The sequence below is a fragment of the Caulobacter endophyticus genome, assembly GCF_003116815.1.
Taxonomy (GTDB): domain Bacteria; phylum Pseudomonadota; class Alphaproteobacteria; order Caulobacterales; family Caulobacteraceae; genus Caulobacter; species Caulobacter endophyticus.
The window spans coordinates 83,469-98,440 of record NZ_QDKQ01000023.1; the positions used below are offsets into that span (position 1 = coordinate 83,469).

14 protein-coding genes are annotated in these 14,972 nt (G+C 68.8%); 7 read left to right on the forward strand and 7 right to left on the reverse strand.

All coding sequences use genetic code 11. From position 1 onward, the window contains the following. Positions 1 to 179: 179 nt before the first annotated feature. From DDF67_RS04510 to DDF67_RS04535, 5 genes are all read left to right on the forward strand, one after another. Positions 180 to 929: a response regulator gene (locus tag DDF67_RS04510; protein ID WP_058349953.1), complete on the forward strand. Its 750-nt coding sequence runs from the start codon at positions 180 to 182 to the stop codon at positions 927 to 929. Then, a complete protein-coding gene (locus DDF67_RS04515; RefSeq protein WP_109099736.1) occupies positions 926 to 2,248 on the forward strand; it encodes an ATP-binding protein in 1,323 nt (440 codons plus the stop codon). The genes DDF67_RS04510 and DDF67_RS04515 overlap by 4 nt, the downstream gene beginning before the upstream one ends. 1,050 nt (positions 2,249 to 3,298) lie before the next feature. Then, the gene (locus DDF67_RS04525; RefSeq protein ID WP_109099738.1) at positions 3,299 to 3,994 is read left to right on the forward strand and encodes a carbonic anhydrase; all 696 of its coding nucleotides are present in this window, start codon (positions 3,299 to 3,301) and stop codon (positions 3,992 to 3,994) included. Beyond that, entirely contained in the window at positions 3,991 to 5,541 is a 1,551-nt protein-coding gene (locus DDF67_RS04530) for a SulP family inorganic anion transporter (protein WP_109099739.1), read from the forward strand. Before DDF67_RS04525 ends, DDF67_RS04530 begins: the two co-directional genes overlap by 4 nt. Positions 5,542 to 5,618: 77 nt before the next feature. Next, complete coding sequence (locus DDF67_RS04535) at positions 5,619 to 6,011, forward strand: MucR family transcriptional regulator (protein ID WP_199229149.1); 393 nt, start codon at positions 5,619 to 5,621, stop codon at positions 6,009 to 6,011. Positions 6,012 to 6,051: 40 nt separating this feature from the next. Here DDF67_RS04535 and DDF67_RS04540 read toward each other — a convergent pair whose 3' ends face one another. The 3 genes from DDF67_RS04540 to DDF67_RS04550 form a co-directional block, all read right to left on the reverse strand. Continuing rightward, positions 6,052 to 6,489 (reverse strand): VOC family protein, encoded by a 438-nt coding sequence (locus DDF67_RS04540; protein ID WP_109099740.1) that lies wholly within the window; start codon positions 6,487 to 6,489, stop codon positions 6,052 to 6,054. Positions 6,490 to 6,617: 128 nt separating this feature from the next. Then, the gene (locus tag DDF67_RS04545; RefSeq protein ID WP_109099741.1) at positions 6,618 to 8,543 is read right to left on the reverse strand and encodes an ABCB family ABC transporter ATP-binding protein/permease; all 1,926 of its coding nucleotides are present in this window, start codon (positions 8,541 to 8,543) and stop codon (positions 6,618 to 6,620) included. Continuing rightward, a complete protein-coding gene (locus tag DDF67_RS04550) occupies positions 8,468 to 9,289 on the reverse strand; it encodes an Ig-like domain-containing protein (RefSeq protein WP_109099742.1) in 822 nt (273 codons plus the stop codon). Before DDF67_RS04550 ends, DDF67_RS04545 begins: the two co-directional genes overlap by 76 nt. Positions 9,290 to 9,394: 105 nt before the next feature. On the opposite strand from DDF67_RS04550, the gene DDF67_RS04555 reads away from it, so the two are divergent. Together DDF67_RS04555 and DDF67_RS04560 are read left to right on the forward strand one after the other, a co-directional pair. Beyond that, positions 9,395 to 10,000 carry an LOG family protein gene (locus DDF67_RS04555; RefSeq protein ID WP_109099743.1) on the forward strand — a complete coding sequence of 202 codons (606 nt, stop codon included), beginning with the start codon at positions 9,395 to 9,397 and terminating at the stop codon, positions 9,998 to 10,000. Between the two features lie 68 nt (positions 10,001 to 10,068). Continuing rightward, positions 10,069 to 10,374, forward strand: a complete 306-nt coding sequence (locus DDF67_RS04560) for a CC_3452 family protein (RefSeq protein WP_109099744.1) — start codon at positions 10,069 to 10,071, stop codon at positions 10,372 to 10,374. Between the two features lie 462 nt (positions 10,375 to 10,836). On the opposite strand, the gene DDF67_RS04565 is transcribed toward DDF67_RS04560, so the two are convergent. The 4 genes from DDF67_RS04565 to DDF67_RS04580 form a co-directional block, all read right to left on the reverse strand. After that, positions 10,837 to 11,235: a hypothetical protein gene (locus DDF67_RS04565; RefSeq protein ID WP_233247539.1), complete on the reverse strand. Its 399-nt coding sequence runs from the start codon at positions 11,233 to 11,235 to the stop codon at positions 10,837 to 10,839. A 157-nt stretch (positions 11,236 to 11,392) separates the two neighbouring features. Further along, positions 11,393 to 12,538: an acyl-CoA dehydrogenase family protein gene (locus tag DDF67_RS04570; RefSeq protein WP_109099745.1), complete on the reverse strand. Its 1,146-nt coding sequence runs from the start codon at positions 12,536 to 12,538 to the stop codon at positions 11,393 to 11,395. A gap of 108 nt (positions 12,539 to 12,646) precedes the next feature. Beyond that, positions 12,647 to 13,861, reverse strand: a complete 1,215-nt coding sequence (locus DDF67_RS04575; protein ID WP_101717316.1) for an acyl-CoA dehydrogenase family protein — start codon at positions 13,859 to 13,861, stop codon at positions 12,647 to 12,649. Positions 13,862 to 13,983: 122 nt separating this feature from the next. Continuing rightward, entirely contained in the window at positions 13,984 to 14,880 is an 897-nt protein-coding gene (locus DDF67_RS04580) for a nicotinate-nucleotide--dimethylbenzimidazole phosphoribosyltransferase (protein WP_109099746.1), read from the reverse strand. Positions 14,881 to 14,972: the final 92 nt, after the last annotated feature.

The following is a 14,972-nucleotide window of genomic DNA, read 5'->3' on the forward strand; positions in this document are numbered from 1 at the left end:
GTCGGCCCTCGCGCGAGTCCTCTTCCCCCGAAGTGCGCGCGAGGGCGTCCCTTTTTCAGAGAGCGATGCAGTCTGGCCTGGCAAGGGGTTGAAGTCGGTGGGAAATCGCCGCTTTCTACCTTGCTAGCGGCCACTTCGTTCCTAGATAGCCCAGTCGTATGGATTCCTCAGGCTCCGGTATGAACGCCCTGCAGCGGGAGCTGGCGACAGCGCCCGTGGCCCCGACCGTGCTCATCGTCGAGGACGATCCCGCACTGCGCACCCTCCTGATGCGCCTGCTGCGCGAAGAGGGCTTCCAGCCGCTCAGCGCCGCGCACGGCGGCGAGATGGCCCGCGTGCTGGAGACCAACACGGTCGACATCATCCTGCTCGACGTGATGATGCCGGGCAGCAACGGCTTCCAGCTCTGCCGCAGCCTGCGCAAGGAAAGCGACGTGCCGATCGTCATGCTCAGCGCGCGCGACGACGAGAGCGACCGCCTGATCGGCCTGGAGCTCGGCGCCGACGACTATATCGGCAAGCCCTTCAGCAAGAAGGAGCTGATCGCCCGCATCCGCGCCATCCTGCGCCGCACTCAAGGCGGGGCCCAGGCCAGCCAGCCGCGCGGCGCCCAGCAGATGGTGTTCGCCGGCTGGCAGCTCGATCCGGGGCGCCGCGAGCTGCTGTCGCCCGACGGCGCCTTCGTCGACCTGTCCGGCGCCGAGTTCGACCTGCTGCTGGCCTTCCTGTCCTCGCCTCAGCGGGTGATCGGCCGCGAGCGCCTGCTGGAGATGTCGCGCGCCCGCATCTCCGACGCCTCTGACCGCAGCATCGACGTGCTGGTCAGCCGCCTTCGCCGCAAGCTGGCCGTCAGCGGCCAGGCCGAGTCGCTGCTGCGCACGGTCCGCGGGATCGGCTACATCTTCACCGCGCAGGTGGAGCGCCGATGAAGCCTTTGCGGCTATGGCCGCAGCGTCTGGTCGGCCAGGTCACCCTGGTCCTGATGCTGGCCGTGGCTCTCGAATTCATCGGCAGCTCGATCCTGTTCGAGAACAGCCGCATCTACCCCAATCGCGACAACCAGGTTCAGCGCGCCGCCGAACAGCTGGTGACCGCAGAAGCGATCATCGAGACCCGTCCCGAGAACGAACGCGCCGCGCGCGCCGCCGGGCTTTCCAGCCGCTTCAGCCAGCTGGAGTGGACGCCCCTGCCCCATCTGGTCGACCGCGAACGCTCGGCCGAGCGCAAGCTCAAGGACCAGTTCCGCGCCGCAGAACCCAGCCTGGCCCGCCGCGACCTGCGGATGAACGCCGAGATCGACCGCACCCTGCCGCGCGACACCCACCTGAAGGTGGCGCTGAAGATGCGCGACGGCACCTGGCTGACGATGAAGACCAAGATCCGGGCCGCGCCCTGGGCGGTGCTGCTCAGCAGCGTCGGCTCGGCCTTCATCCTGGGCCTGGGCGTCATCACCGCCGCAGCCCTGGTGCTGCGCAATCTCAGCCGTCCGCTGCGGGCGCTTGCCGAGGCCGCCGACAAGGTCGGCCAGGGCGCGCGGGTGCGGGTGGCCGAGACCGGGGCCGGCGACCTCAAGCTGGTGGCCCAGGCCTTCAACGCCATGCAGGACCGCATCGCCGGCCTGCTTCAGGCCCGCACCGAAGCCCTGGCCGCCGTCGGCCACGACCTGCGCACGCCGCTGGCGCGCCTTCGCCTGCGCGCCGGCTTCGTCTCGGAGACCTCGGCCCGCGAGGCGCTGGAGGCCGATGTCGACGAGATGACCGGCATGCTCGACTCCCTCCTGGCCTACCTCGGTGGCCAGGAGGATCCCGAGCCGCCGCGCCGCACCGACATCGCCGCCATCGCCATGACCCTCGTGGACGACGCCACCGACTCCGAGCGCATCGCCACCTATGACGGCCCCGAGCACCTGCCGGTGCGCGCCCGCCCGCTGTCGCTCAAGCGCGCCATCAGCAACATCGTCGAGAACGCCCTGCACTACGGCGGCGAGGCCGCCCTGACCCTCAGCCGCGAGGGCCGGCTGGTCATTCTCGCGGTCGAGGACAAGGGGCCCGGCATCCCCGAGGCCGAACTCGCCCACGTGCTGGAACCCTTCCACCGCCTCGACAGCGCCCGCGCCCGCAACACCGGGGGCCTGGGCCTTGGCCTGACCATCGTCCAGCAGATCCTCAAGCGCGAGGACGGCGAACTGGTCCTCCGCAACCGCCCGCAAGGCGGCCTGCGGGCGGAGATCCGGCTGCCTGCGCTCTAACGCCCCCCCACTTGTCCAATCCCGCTTTCGCTGGGATTGGACGGATTTGAGGGCCGGACGGGGATAGACGCCGCTCCATCCACGGCGAGTTCGTCAAAGAACCCAACCAATCCAAACCCTTGCAACTTTCTCACCCAAACTTATCAGACGCGCTCAGCCCTGGGTCATAATAAAAGCCGTCCCCGCCATGGGGAGGGCTCTTGGTACCGGCCCAAGCGTGGCGAGGACCGCATCGAGCGGGGCCGCAAGGCGCGTATCGGGAAGGCGGGATAGGGTCTGTCCGTGGATAGATCCGGGGCCCTGCGAAGCCTTCCTGGACAAGCTTGCGGGTCGACAGGGCCGGGATCGTCAAACCGGCCTAACAGGATCAGCCGAGGCCGCGCCGGATCACCGCGGGGCTATTGGTCCTGCCCGTCCGGGGGAAAGGCTGGCCCTTGGGTTGAAACATCACCCGCGCCTCTGGCCCCTCCGAGACAAATGATGCGGCGGAGCGGTCGACGAAGCCGAAACGCTAAACAAACACACGGTCTCCGGGCTCCGCCCGGCCGCTCCGCGCCTCCCCGAACTAACGCGCCATCGCGCGGGAGACTGCGAAGTCGCGCCCAAAGATCCTCCCCCTGAAGGGGGAGGTGGCCCGAAGGGCCGGAGGGGGAAGTTCCTGATGCGCTCAGCACATCCGCAGCGGCAGCAAGCACTTCCCCCTCAGTCGCTCCGCGACAGCTCCCCCGTCAGGGGGAGCATCTTGATGACGGGCCGGAGGGGGAAGTTCCTGATGCGCTCAGCACATCCCCGACGCCGCAGTCCCTTCCCCCTCAGTCGGCTTCGCCGACAGCTCCCCCTTCAGGGGCAGCGCATGGGAGAACGGGCCGAGCCCACGCCCCGACCCACCACGAGAAAGCCCCGTCTCGGAAACCCTTTGTCACAAAACCCGCTGCGACGCAGCAAAGACGGAAACCCACCTTCCATGTTGCGTGGCGGTTCAGGCCGCGCGCGCCGCGGCGTCCGTTACCCCTTTCCCCGGACGCCGCGGCCATCGCATGGAGGTTCCTCTTGGAACAGTTTCTCGAACGCGCCGCCCTTTTCCGCGGCCAAGTCTTCCCGGCTCAAAGCGCGCTGTACGAGCGCCTGGCCAGCCATGGCCAGAGCCCCTCGGCCCTGATGATCTCGTGCGCCGACTCGCGGGTCGTGCCGGAGCTCATCACCCAAGCCAATCCCGGCGACCTGTTCGTCTGCCGCAACGCCGGCAACATCGTGCCGCCGTTCAGCCAGGCCAACGGCGGCGTCTCGTCGGCGGTCGAATACGCCGTCATGGCGCTGGGCGTGCGTGACATCGTCGTCTGCGGCCACTCCGACTGCGGCGCCATGAAGGCGTTCTCGAACCCGGCCGCTCTCGAAAAGATGCCCAACGTCGCCGCCTGGCTGCGCCACGCCCACGCCGCCCACAGCGTGGTCTGCAACGCCTATCACGGCCTGGACGAGCACGGCACGACCCGCGCCCTGTCGCTGGAAAACGTCGTGGTCCAGATCAATCATCTGCGCACCCACCCGTCGGTGGCCTCCGCCATCGCCAAGGGCGAGCTGACCCTGCACGGCTGGTTCTTCGAGATCGAGACCGGCCAGATCCAGGCCTACAACGGCGACAGCGGCCAGTTCGAACTGGTCCGTGAAGGCCAGCCCCTGCCCGTCGCGCAGCGTCCGGCCAAGCGCATGGTCGCCGCCAACCATCTGGGCATCGCGGCCGAATGAGCGACTCCGCCGTTTCCTCCCCGAACGGCGCGAAGCAAGGGTTCGGCGCGGTCTTCTCGCGTGACCTGACGGCTTCCATCGTCGTGTTCCTCGTGGCGATGCCCCTCTGCATGGGCATCGCCGTCGCCTCGGGCGTTCCGGCCGAGCGCGGCCTGATCACCGGCATCATCGGCGGTATCGTCGTCGGCGCCCTCGCCGGTTCGCCCCTGCAGGTCAGCGGCCCCGCCGCTGGCCTGGCCGTCATCGTGTTCGAGATCGTCGCCAAGCACGGCCTGTCGACCCTCGGCCCGATCCTGGTGCTGGCTGGCCTCGTCCAGCTGGCCGCCGGCGCCCTGCGCATGGGTCAGTGGTTCCGCGCCATCTCGCCGGCCGTCGTGCACGGCATGCTGGCCGGCATCGGCGTGCTGATCGTCGCGGGCCAGTTCCACGTGCTGTTCGGCGACAAGCCGCGCGCCAACGGCCTGGAAAACCTGCTGGCCATCCCGGGCGCGATCACCGGCCTGTCGGTGTCGACCTTCGGCGCCGCCGAAGCCGCCCTGCTGGTCGGCGTGGTCACCATCGGTTCGATCCTGCTGTGGGAGAAGATCCGTCCGGCCAAGCTGAAGCTGGTTCCCGGCGCCCTTCTGGGCGTGCTGGCCGGCACCTTCGTGGCCATGGGCTTTGGTCTCGACGTGCAGAAGATCGCCGTGCCGGAATCGATCGCCGGCGCGATCGCCATCCCGGGCATGGCCGACTTCGCCAAGCTCGCCGATCCGATGATCATCCTCACCGCCGTGGCGGTGGCGTTCATCGCCTCGGCCGAGACCCTGCTGTCGGCGGCCGCCGTCGACCGCATGCATGATGGTCCGCGCACCAAGTACAACAAGGAGCTTGGCGCCCAGGGCGTCGGCAACCTGCTGTGCGGCCTCGTCGGCGCCCTGCCGATGACCGGCGTGATCGTGCGCAGCTCGGCCAACGTCCAGGCTGGCGCCGTCACCCGCGCCTCGGCCATCCTGCATGGCGTCTGGATCCTGGCCTTCGTCGCCCTGCTGCCCTTCGTCCTGCGTCAGGTTCCCAGCGCCGCCCTCGCCGGCGTGCTGGTGGTCACTGGCTGGAAGCTGGTCAGCCTGGACCACGTCCGCCACCTGTTCGCCCGCTACGGCCTGCTGCCGGCGCTGATCTGGGCCGCGACCTTCGTCATGGTCGTCGCCACCGACCTGCTGACCGGCGTGCTGGTGGGCCTGGCCCTGACCATCGTCGAGCTGCTGCCGAACCTGAAGCGCATGCGCCTCAAGATCGCCCAGCAGAACGTCGGCGAGAAGGACCAGGAAATCCGCCTCGAGGGCGCGGCGACCTTCGTGCAGCTGCCGAAGATCACCAAGGCCCTGGACGCGGCTCCAGACGGCGGCGTCGTCCGCCTGGACACCCGCGCCCTGACCGTGCTCGACCACACCACGACCGAGGTGCTGAGCGAGTGGGTCAAGAGTAAGGAGCGCACAGGCTCCAAGGTCGAGCTGCCCAACGCCTGCGTGTTCGGCGAACGGCTGCGGGCCGCCGGCGCCCACTGACCTCACCCAGTCGCCCCGGGGCCGAGTCCGCTCGGCCCCGGGGTTCTTTTTCGTTTGAAGACGCTCAGAGACCTTCGATGAACAAGGCCCAGGAACGCGCCGCCGACGTGGCGGCCCAGGTGCTTTGCGCCTACCTGCAGAACAACATCGTCTCGGCCGATGAACTGCCCGATCTTGCCGCCCGGACCTATGCGGCGCTGGAGGCGGTGTTCTCGACTCCCGCCAGCGAGCCCCTCGAGCGCCCAAACGCCGACGAGATCGCCGCCAGCATCACCCAGGACGCCATCGTCAGCTTCGAGAACGGCCGCCGCTATCGCTCGCTGAAGCGCCACCTCAACAGCCTGGGCCTCACCGAGGAGGAGTATCGCTCAAAGTGGGGCCTGCCGGACGACTACCCCACGGTCGCCGCCAGCTTCTCGGACCTCAGGTCCAACGTGGCCCGCGCCAACCGTTTCGGCTCGCGTCGCTGAACCAGGAAAAGGCCCGCCGGTCCGGCGGGCCTTCGTCTTTCTACCAGGCGCCGGTATTGGGCATCGAGACCCACGGCTCGGCCGGCTCCAGGTGGCCGTCCTGCAGCAGCTCCACCGAGATGCCGTCGGGCGAGCGCACGAACGCCATGTGGCCGTCGCGCGGCGGGCGATTGATGGTCACGCCCAGGTCGGCCAGGCGCTGGCAGGCCGCGTAGATGTCGTCGACCTGATAGGCCAGGTGGCCGAAATTGCGGCCGCCCTGATAATCTTCCGGGTCCCAGTTGAAGGTCAGTTCGACCAGCGGGGCCTTCTTCTCCTTGGCCTTGTCGGCGTCGCCCGGCGCGGCGAGGAAGACCAGCGTGAACCGGCCCTTCTCGTTCTCCATCCGGTACATTTCCTGCAGGCCCAGGCCCTCGCAGTAGAAGCGCAGCGAAGCGTCGAGGTCCTTCACGCGGACCATGGTGTGCAGATAGCGCAAGGCGGCCTCCAGATGTTGCGAAGCGCCGGTATAGCCGATCGGCTAGAGCGCGCCAGGGTTAGGTGCATGCGGCTAACCCGCCCGGGCGCGCGTCCCAGCATAAACCTGGAGCCTGCCAATGGCAGGTTCTAGGTCGCCGCGACCTTGCCGCGCGTCTGCCGTCGCCAAAGGGCCGCGTACTCGCCATCGGCGGCCAGCAGGGCCGCGTGAGGGCCTCGCTCGACCACCTTGCCCCGGCGCAGAACAAGGATCTCTTCGGCGTCGGCGATGGTCGACAGCCGGTGGGCCACGACCAGGGTCGTGCGCCCTTCCCTGGCCTTGCGCAGCGTCGCCTGGATCGCCGCCTCGGTGCGGCTGTCGAGCGCGCTGGTGGCCTCGTCGAGGATCAGCACGCGCGGATCCGCCAGCAGCGCGCGGGCGATGCCCACCCGCTGGCGCTCGCCGCCCGAAAGCTTCAGGCCGCGTTCGCCGACCTTGGTCTCCATGCCTTCCGGCAGGCTGCCGATGAAGTCGCCGAGCTCGGCCGAACGGGCCGCGGCCCAGACCTCTTCCTCGGTCGCATCTGGACGGCCGAAGGCGATGTTGGCGGCGATCGTGTCGTTGAACAGCGCCACGTCCTGCGGCACCAGGGCCACGGCCCGGCGCAGCGAGGCCTGCCTGATGGCGCGCAGGTCATGGCCGTCCAGCGTGACGCGGCCGCCCTGCGGATCGATCATCCGCAACGCCAGTCGCACCAGCGTCGTCTTGCCTGCGCCCGACGGGCCGACGATGGCCACCGTCTGGCCCGGCGCGGCCGCGAAGCTGACGTCGCTCAGCCCGTCCGAGCGCGCGCCATGCCGGAACGAGACGTCCTCGAAGGCCACCGCCCCGCCCCGACGATCGCCCGCCGGCGGCAGGTCGACGGCGTCCGGCGCATCGGCCACGTCCGCGCCCTGCTGGCGCAGCTCCATCATCGCCTCCATGTCGATGAACGATTGGCGGATCTCGCGATAGGCGAAGCCCAGGAAGTTCAGCGGCTGATACAGATTGACGAGGATCAGCACGACGGCGGTGATGTCGCCTGGGCCGATGCGGCCGTGGGCGGCTTCCGAGCCGGCCAGCACGGCCATCACGGCCAGGCCCACGCTCATGATCGCCGACTGCACGACGTTGAGCAGCGAAAGGGAGTTGGTCGCCTTGATCTGCGCCGCGCCATAGGTCGACAGGGCCCGCTCATAGGCGCCGACGGCCCGATCCTCAGCCCCGAAGGTCTTGACCGTCTCGTAGTTCAGCAAGGCGTCGACGGCCCGCCCGGCGGCCTCGGCGTCGGCCTCGTTCAGTTCGCGCCGATGGGCGATCCGCCAGTTGGAGATCGAGAAGGTCAGAACGCCGTAGATCACCACGGTGACGATGGCCGTCGCCGCGAACCGCCAGTCATAGGCTCGCGCCAGCACGGCGGCGGCCAGGATCAGCTCAACGATGGTCGGGGCGATGTTGAAGACAAGCCCGCGGATCAGGAAATCCATGGCCCGCGCGCCACGGTCGATGGTCCGCGAGAGCGCGCCGGTGCGCTTGGTCTGGTGGAAGTCGATCGACAGCGACAGGGCGTGGGCGAAGGTCTCGGTAGCGGCGCGGTTCTGGGCGGCCTGGGCCACCGGCGTGAACACCGCGTCCCGCGCCTGCGGCGCGGCGGCGGCGATGAACCGCACTCCGGCCCAGCCCAGCGCCAGTGCGGCGAAGGAGAGGGTCACCTGCGTGGCCGCGCCCTGTCCGGCCGTCAGCCTGTTGACCGCCGCGCCCAGCAGCAGCGGCGCGGCCACGCCCAGCGCCTTGCCGGCGAAGGTCAGGGCCAGCGCCGCGATCAGCCGCCAGGTCAGGCCCGGCGCGCGCGACCGCAGAACAAGGCGCAGGAGTTCGGCCAGCGCCGCCCAGCCGGAAACGGGCTTGGCGGCTTCAGGGGCGGTTCGGGCGCTGTCGCGGCCGGCAGAGGCGAAGCCTCTCACCGCGACGCTCCGGGCGAATAGAGCACCGTGGTCTGCAGGCCGCCGCCGGGCGTCATCCAGTCGGCCCGCCAGGCGCCGTCCAGGCGCTCGGCATGCAGCGGCGGCGTGGTCAGCGGCCCCGACGGCGAGACGACGACCCGCACCAGATCCTCGCCGCCTTCGCCGGCAACCTGCACCGCGTGCTCGCCATGAGCCAGCGGCCGCGGCAGCGAGAAGCTGAAGCGCCCCTGGGCGTCGACCTTGGCCTCGGCCTGGGTGACGCGGTCGATACGTACGCCAAAGCCCGCGCCGGGACGTCCCACGCCGGAAATCACCGCTCCGCCGTCCTGGTCGTAGTCGATCGCCAGGATGCGCAGGGAATCGGAGGGGCCGGCCAGGGGCTCCGAGCCGCCCCCGGCCTTCAACAGCGCCACCGCTCCTTCCGGCGTCACCAGCACATAGCCCTCGGCCTGCACGGTGCGGCCCTCACGGGTCATGGACAGGCCGAACAACCGGGGCGCGGCGGCGCCGCTCAGCGCCACGCGCCACAGGCCCGAGGCGTCGGCCTCGGCGCTGGTGGCCTCGCCGTTCGGCGAACCCAGGCGCACGGTGGCCCCGGCGGCGGCCGATCCGGTCAGGGTCACGCCCCCGCCCTGGATCGCGGCGGTCACCACCTTGGGCGGCGCCAGATAGGCCGCTTCGGGGTCGCGAGCCGGCTGGGCGGCGGGCGCCGTGCGGCCCCAGTCGCGTCGCCCGTCCTCGCCGCAGGCCGCCAGGACCGCAACGAGGATCAAGGCCAGCGGCCATGGCTTGAAAGCAGCCTTGCGAATCCCGATCATGGACCTTCCAAATCCTGGGCCGGCCAAGCTGGCCTGGACCCTAAACGCCATGGCGCGCCTTTCCCGACGGGAGCCGCGCCTTTTCTTTTGTTGGAGTGGACGACGATGCCCGACCTGTCTAGCCGCCTGGGGTCGGTCTGCGTCTACTGCGGCTCTTCGAACACGGCCGATCCGGCCTATCTGGAGGCCGCCCACAAGATCGGCGGCGACTTCGCCCGCGCGGGCCTCAAGCTCGTCTATGGCGGCGGCGGCGTGGGTTTGATGGGCCAGGCCGCGCGCGGCGCGCACGAGGCCGGCGGCAAGGTGCTGGGCATCATCCCCGAATTCCTGCGCGGCCGCGAAAAGCCGTTCGACGACGTCGAGACGGTGATCGTCACCTCGATGCATGAGCGCAAGATGCTGATGTTCGAGCGCTCGGACTCCTTCGTCGTGCTTCCTGGCGGCATCGGCACCTTGGAAGAGATCATCGAGCTGCTGTCCTGGCGGCGGCTGGACCTGCATCGCAAGCCGATCGTGTTCCACAATCCGGACGGCTTCTGGGACCCGCTTTTCGCCCTGCTCAAGCACACCATCGATCGGGGCCTGACCCCGCCCGCCCTGACCAGCGCTTGGGTGTCTGTGGAAGCCGCCGAAGACGTCACGCCGGCCTTGCTGGCTTGGGGATTGGACGTTGATCGCAACCGCGAGATCGACGTTCGGCGATTGACTTAGTTTTCAATAACAACGAACAATGTGATCAGCGTCCACTTATAACTAGGACGCGGGGATAGGAGATGTCCATGCGTATGCTTCTGCTCGGCGGTCTCGCCGCAGCTTCCCTCGTGGGCGTGGCACAGGCCGCGCCTTCGGAAGGCGCCATGCTTGTTTTGAAAGCGCCGCCGGCCAAGGCCGAACTGATCCTGGAAGGCGCGATGTGGCGCTGCACCGGAACGGTCTGCAAGGCTCCGACCGTGAAGGCCCTGCCCGCCGTTCGCAGCTGCCGCAAGGTGGTGGCCGAGCTGGGCGCCGTTTCGGCCTTCACTTGGCGAGGCGAAGCGCTAGACGCCGCGGGCGTCGAAGAGTGCAACACGGCCGCCAAGCCATAAGCCTCTTCCAAATCGCGGAATTCAGCGCCATCCTGGCCCGTCCGGGATGGCGTTTTCTTTTGCACTCTACTTCCTGTCGGAGGTCTTGGGCGGCGCTGACTGCTGAGGCGGCTTGGCGACGCCTGGCCGAGGCCCGACGAGCAGCCCGCCCATCAGGGCGAAGGACAGCATGGCGTGGCTCATCTCGTTACGTTCATGGCGGCGTCTCCTTGACCAGCCCGGGGCCTCCTAAGACGCCCCACGTGTTACGGGACCGGCTCCGCGACCGGCCCAGCCAGAAAGAGACGCGCGCGGCTTACACGGGCTCGCACCCTCCTAGTCGTCAGCGCGTCACCGCAAGGATGCGCCGGCGCCGCTGCGTGACAAGTGAAATATTCCGAACCAGGACGATGTCCGCGCACTGACGATCGACTTGAAGAGCACCTGAAAGAGGGTTTCGGATACTCTCCGCTCACGCATGGATCAGTGCAGCGTCGCACCGTCGCGCTCTGGTAGATCGACGGCCGGGACTATGTCGCCCTGCCCCGGCTTGCCGGCCGAGGCGATGATGTTGGCGGCGGCGCGCAGCATCACCGGCTCGATGCGCTCGGCCTCGCAGCCGACCAGCTCGGCGGCCAGTTCCGGCAGGTCGGCGCACAGCCGCAGCTGGCCCGCGATCCGTTGCAGGGCGAAGCTTTCCTCCAGCCCGGGATCATTGGCCACCACGCCGACCAGCAGCGAAAGCGCGGTCTCCAGCTTGTCGGCCCGGGCCTTGGCCTCGCGCGCCTGGTCCAGCAGCAGGCGCGCGCTGGAATCCATCGCCTCCAGCGTGTCGGCCAGCTTTTCGGGCGAGAGGCCCAGGAGCATTTCGGGGCGGAGCATCGTGTTCACCGTGCAGTCCATCGGGTGGTCTGCTGCGTTGAACGGTCGCACCCGTTCCGGCTGGGCGGCGAAAGTGGCGCTCCAAGGAGAAAGACCGCCCGCGTCGGCGTGACGCGGGCGCTCTCATGTCGAAAACCAAAATCCTCAGTGGGCGGCGTCAGGCCGCCGCGCCGAACGACAGGCCTTCGTAGCGCCGCAGGTGATGGTCGACTGAGCCGAACAGGCCCTCGATGATCGTGCCGCGCTTGAAGTAATGGCCGATGGACAGCTCGTCCGTCATGCCCATGCCGCCGTGAATCTGGATGGCGTTCTGACCGACGAACTTGAGGGCCCGGCCGATACGCACCTTGGCGGCCGAAACGGCCTTGGCGCGCTCGGCGTCGCTTTCTTCGAGCTTGATGGTGGCCATGTAGGTCATCGACACCGACTGCTCCAGCTCGATGAACATGTCGACCATCCGGTGCTGCAGCACCTGGAAGTCGGCGATGGCGCGGCCGAACTGCTTGCGCTGCTTGGCGTAGTCCAGCGTGCCCTCGTGCAGCTTGCGCAGCACGCCCACGCCTTCGGCCAGGCTGGCGGCGGTGGCCTCGTCGATCACCTTCTCGACAAGCGGCAGGCCGCCGCCCTCATTGCCGATCAGGGCGTCGGCGGGGATCGAAACGTTCTCGAAATAGATTTCCGAGGCGCGGCCGCCGTCGACGGTGGGATAGTCGCGGGTGACGACGCCCGGCAGGGTCTTGTCGACCAGGAACACTGACACGCCCGACGCCTCGCGCTGGCTGCCGCCGGTGCGGGCGGTCACCACGAGGTGGGAGGCGAACGGCGCGCCGATCACGACGGCCTTGTGGCCGTTCAGGACCCAGCCCGAGCCGTCCTTTCTGGCCGTGGTCTTCAGGTCGCTCCAGGTGTAGCGCCCCTGCGGCTCGGCATAGGCGAAGGCGATGGTGGTCGTGCCGGCCACGATGCCCTCGATCACCGACGCCGCGCCCGCGTAGCCCGAGTGCTTCATGAAGCCGCCGCCGATGACGACGGTGCCCAGATAAGGCTCGATGACGAGCGCCTTACCGAACTCCTCCATGATGATCATGTTGTCGATCGCGCCGCCGCCCAGGCCGCCAAGCTCCTCGCTGAACGAGGCGCCCAGGATGCCAAGCTCCTCAGCGAAGGCCTGCCAGTAGTCGGCCCGCCAGCCAGCCTCGGAGCCGACGATCTTGCGCCGGGTCTCGAAGTCGTACTTGTCCTGCAGGAAGCTCGCGACCGTGTCGCGGACCATCGACTGCTCTTCGGTGAAGTTGAAGTCCATCCCTGAAGTCCTTGTTCTTGCTGGCCCCGAGGCGGCGTTCCGCTCGGCCTGCTAGGGGCATGATTGATAGGATTGCGAGCCTCCCTCCCGGCGAGGAGGGAGAAGGGATCAGAGACCCAGCACCATCTTGGCGATGATGTTGCGCTGGATCTCGTTGGAGCCGCCGTAGATCGACGTCTTGCGGACGTTGAAATAGGTCGGCGCGGCGCGGTGAGCGAAGTCCGGCCCGATCGGATGGGCGTTGTCGCCGTCCTTCGGGAAGCCGCGGAAATAAGGCGCCGCGTAGTGGCCGGAGGCCTCAAGGGCCAGTTCGGTGATCCGCTGCTGGATCTCGGTGCCCTTGATCTTCAGGACGCTCGATTCAGGACCCGGCCCCTTGCCGGCCGCCTCGCCGGCGAGGGTGCGCAGTTCGGTGTATTCGAGGGCCGTCAGGTCGATCTCGAGGTCGGCGATCTTGCGCTTGAAGTCCGGATCGGTGAGCAGCGGCTTGCCGTCGTCGCCAAGCTCGGTCGAGGCGATCTGGCGGATGCGCTCGATGCCGCGCTTGGAGCGCGCCACGCCAGCGATGCCGGAACGCTCGTGGGCGAGCAGGAACTTGGCGCAGGTCCAGCCCTTGTTCTCGTCGAAGATGCGGTTCTCGACCGGCACCTTGACGTTTTCGAGCCACACCTCGTTGACCTCGTGTTCGCCGCCCAGGGTGATGATCGGGCGCACGGTCACGCCGGGCGACTTCATGTCGATCAGCAGGAACGAGATGCCTTCCTGGATCTTGGCGTTGGGATCGGTGCGAACCAGACAGAAGATCCAGTCGCCGTGCTGGGCCAGGGTGGTCCAGGTCTTCTGGCCGTTGACCAGGTAATATTCCTTGCCGTCGTCGCCGGTGAAGCGCTCGGCCTTGGTCTTGAGGCTCGCCAGGTCCGAACCCGCGCCCGGCTCGCTATAGCCCTGCGACCACCAGATCTCGCCCGACAGGGTCGGCGGCAGGAAGCGTTCCTTCTGCTCAGGGGTGCCGAAGGTGTAGATCACCGGCCCGACCATGTTGATGCCGAACGGCAGGATCGGCACGCAGTCGGCGCGGGCGGTCTCTTCCGACCAGATGTAGCGCTGCACCGAGGTCCAGCCCGGGCCGCCGTACTTCTGGGGCCAGGCCGGCGCAACCCAGCCCTTCTGGGCGAGGGTTCGGTGCCAGGAGAGGAAGTCCTCCTTGGACATCTCCTCGCCCTCTTCCTGGCGTTCGCGCAGGCCTTCCGGATAGTTCTGCGCGATGAAGGCGCGAACCTCGTCGCGGAAGGCCAGGTCTTCGGGCGAAAAATCGAGGTTCATAGCGCGCTCCCGAACAGGCCGGCTGAGCCGGCGTCTTGTTGTTTCGAGAGGATGATAGGGGTCGAACGAGCGTTTGGAAAGATGACGCGAAGGTCAACGTAAACGTCGTTCACCCATCACGCTTAGCGGACCTCGCAGGCCAGGCGCACGAGGGCCAGGGCCGAGACGCCGCCGACGCCCTCCTCGTCCTCGATCTCCAGCGAAACCAGCGGCGCCTTGCCCAGCGCGGCCAGAAGGCGGGCGTGGCCCGGCCCGCCGACGTGCGCGGCCACGGCATGGGCGATCAGGTCGGGGTCGATCGCATGCAACACGGCGGCTGCGGCGCTGGCCGCATAGCCGTCCAGCAGCACCGGGATCTTCTGCACCCGGGCGGCGAGGATCGCGCCGGCCACGGCGGCGGTCTCGCGCCCGCCCAACTGGCGCAGCGCTTCCAGCGGATCGGAAAGGTCGCCCTCGCCGCGCGCACGCTCCACGGCGGCGGCGACATCGGCGGCGACCTCGCCCACCGCCCAGTCCGCAGCCTCGCCGCCGAACAGGGCCAGGGCGATGGCGGCCGCGTCGCGGTGGGCTTCGGCGGCGATGACGCCGGGAATCAGCAGGTCGGGCTGCTTGGCCAGGGCCTCCATGCCGAAGGCCATGGTGGCGGCGCATTCCTTCTCGCTCATCGAGGCCTTCTGGCGCGCGTCCGGCGTCGGACGGTCAATGGCGAGGTCGAAGGCTTCGAGACCAGCGCCCTGCGACCCGGCCATGCGGCTGATGCTGGCGCCGCCGGCGGCGATGGTCTCGAGCCGGTCGCGGGCGTAGCCGCGCGGACCGATCCCCTGGCGTGCGCCGGCATACAGCGCCACGACCGGACGGTTGACCGACGGCGGGGTGCGGCCGGTCCAGGCGGTCAGCCAGGCCGAGATCTCGGCCAGGCGACCGCCGTCGGCCGGCGGTACGAAAACGCCCGGCGCCGGGAGATCGGCTGCCAGGCGGCGAATGTCGGCGAAGGGCGAAGCGGCGGCGGAAGCGGTCATGGCCGCCGACTTAAGCCAGTCCGCGCCCGATGCAAGCGCATAGGGCGCGGATATTGTGCGAAGGGGCGGCCCGAAGACCGCCCCTCGCGCCG

Bases quoted from the DNA above. Each gene is read 5' to 3' on its own strand.
- DDF67_RS04510 (WP_058349953.1), top strand. From the start codon at position 180: ATGAACGCCCTGCAGCGGGAGCTGGCGACAGCGCCCGTGGCCCCGACC.
- DDF67_RS04515 (WP_109099736.1), top strand. From the start codon at position 926: ATGAAGCCTTTGCGGCTATGGCCGCAGCGTCTGGTCGGCCAGGTCACC.
- DDF67_RS04530 (WP_109099739.1), top strand. From the start codon at position 3,991: ATGAGCGACTCCGCCGTTTCCTCCCCGAACGGCGCGAAGCAAGGGTTC.
- DDF67_RS04535 (WP_199229149.1), top strand. From the start codon at position 5,619: ATGAACAAGGCCCAGGAACGCGCCGCCGACGTGGCGGCCCAGGTGCTT.
- DDF67_RS04550 (WP_109099742.1), bottom strand. From the start codon at position 9,289: ATGATCGGGATTCGCAAGGCTGCTTTCAAGCCATGGCCGCTGGCCTTG.
- DDF67_RS04555 (WP_109099743.1), top strand. From the start codon at position 9,395: ATGCCCGACCTGTCTAGCCGCCTGGGGTCGGTCTGCGTCTACTGCGGC.
- DDF67_RS04560 (WP_109099744.1), top strand. From the start codon at position 10,069: ATGCGTATGCTTCTGCTCGGCGGTCTCGCCGCAGCTTCCCTCGTGGGC.
- DDF67_RS04565 (WP_233247539.1), bottom strand. From the start codon at position 11,235: ATGCTCCGCCCCGAAATGCTCCTGGGCCTCTCGCCCGAAAAGCTGGCC.
- DDF67_RS04570 (WP_109099745.1), bottom strand. From the start codon at position 12,538: ATGGACTTCAACTTCACCGAAGAGCAGTCGATGGTCCGCGACACGGTC.
- DDF67_RS04575 (WP_101717316.1), bottom strand. From the start codon at position 13,861: ATGAACCTCGATTTTTCGCCCGAAGACCTGGCCTTCCGCGACGAGGTT.
- DDF67_RS04580 (WP_109099746.1), bottom strand. From the start codon at position 14,880: ATGACCGCTTCCGCCGCCGCTTCGCCCTTCGCCGACATTCGCCGCCTG.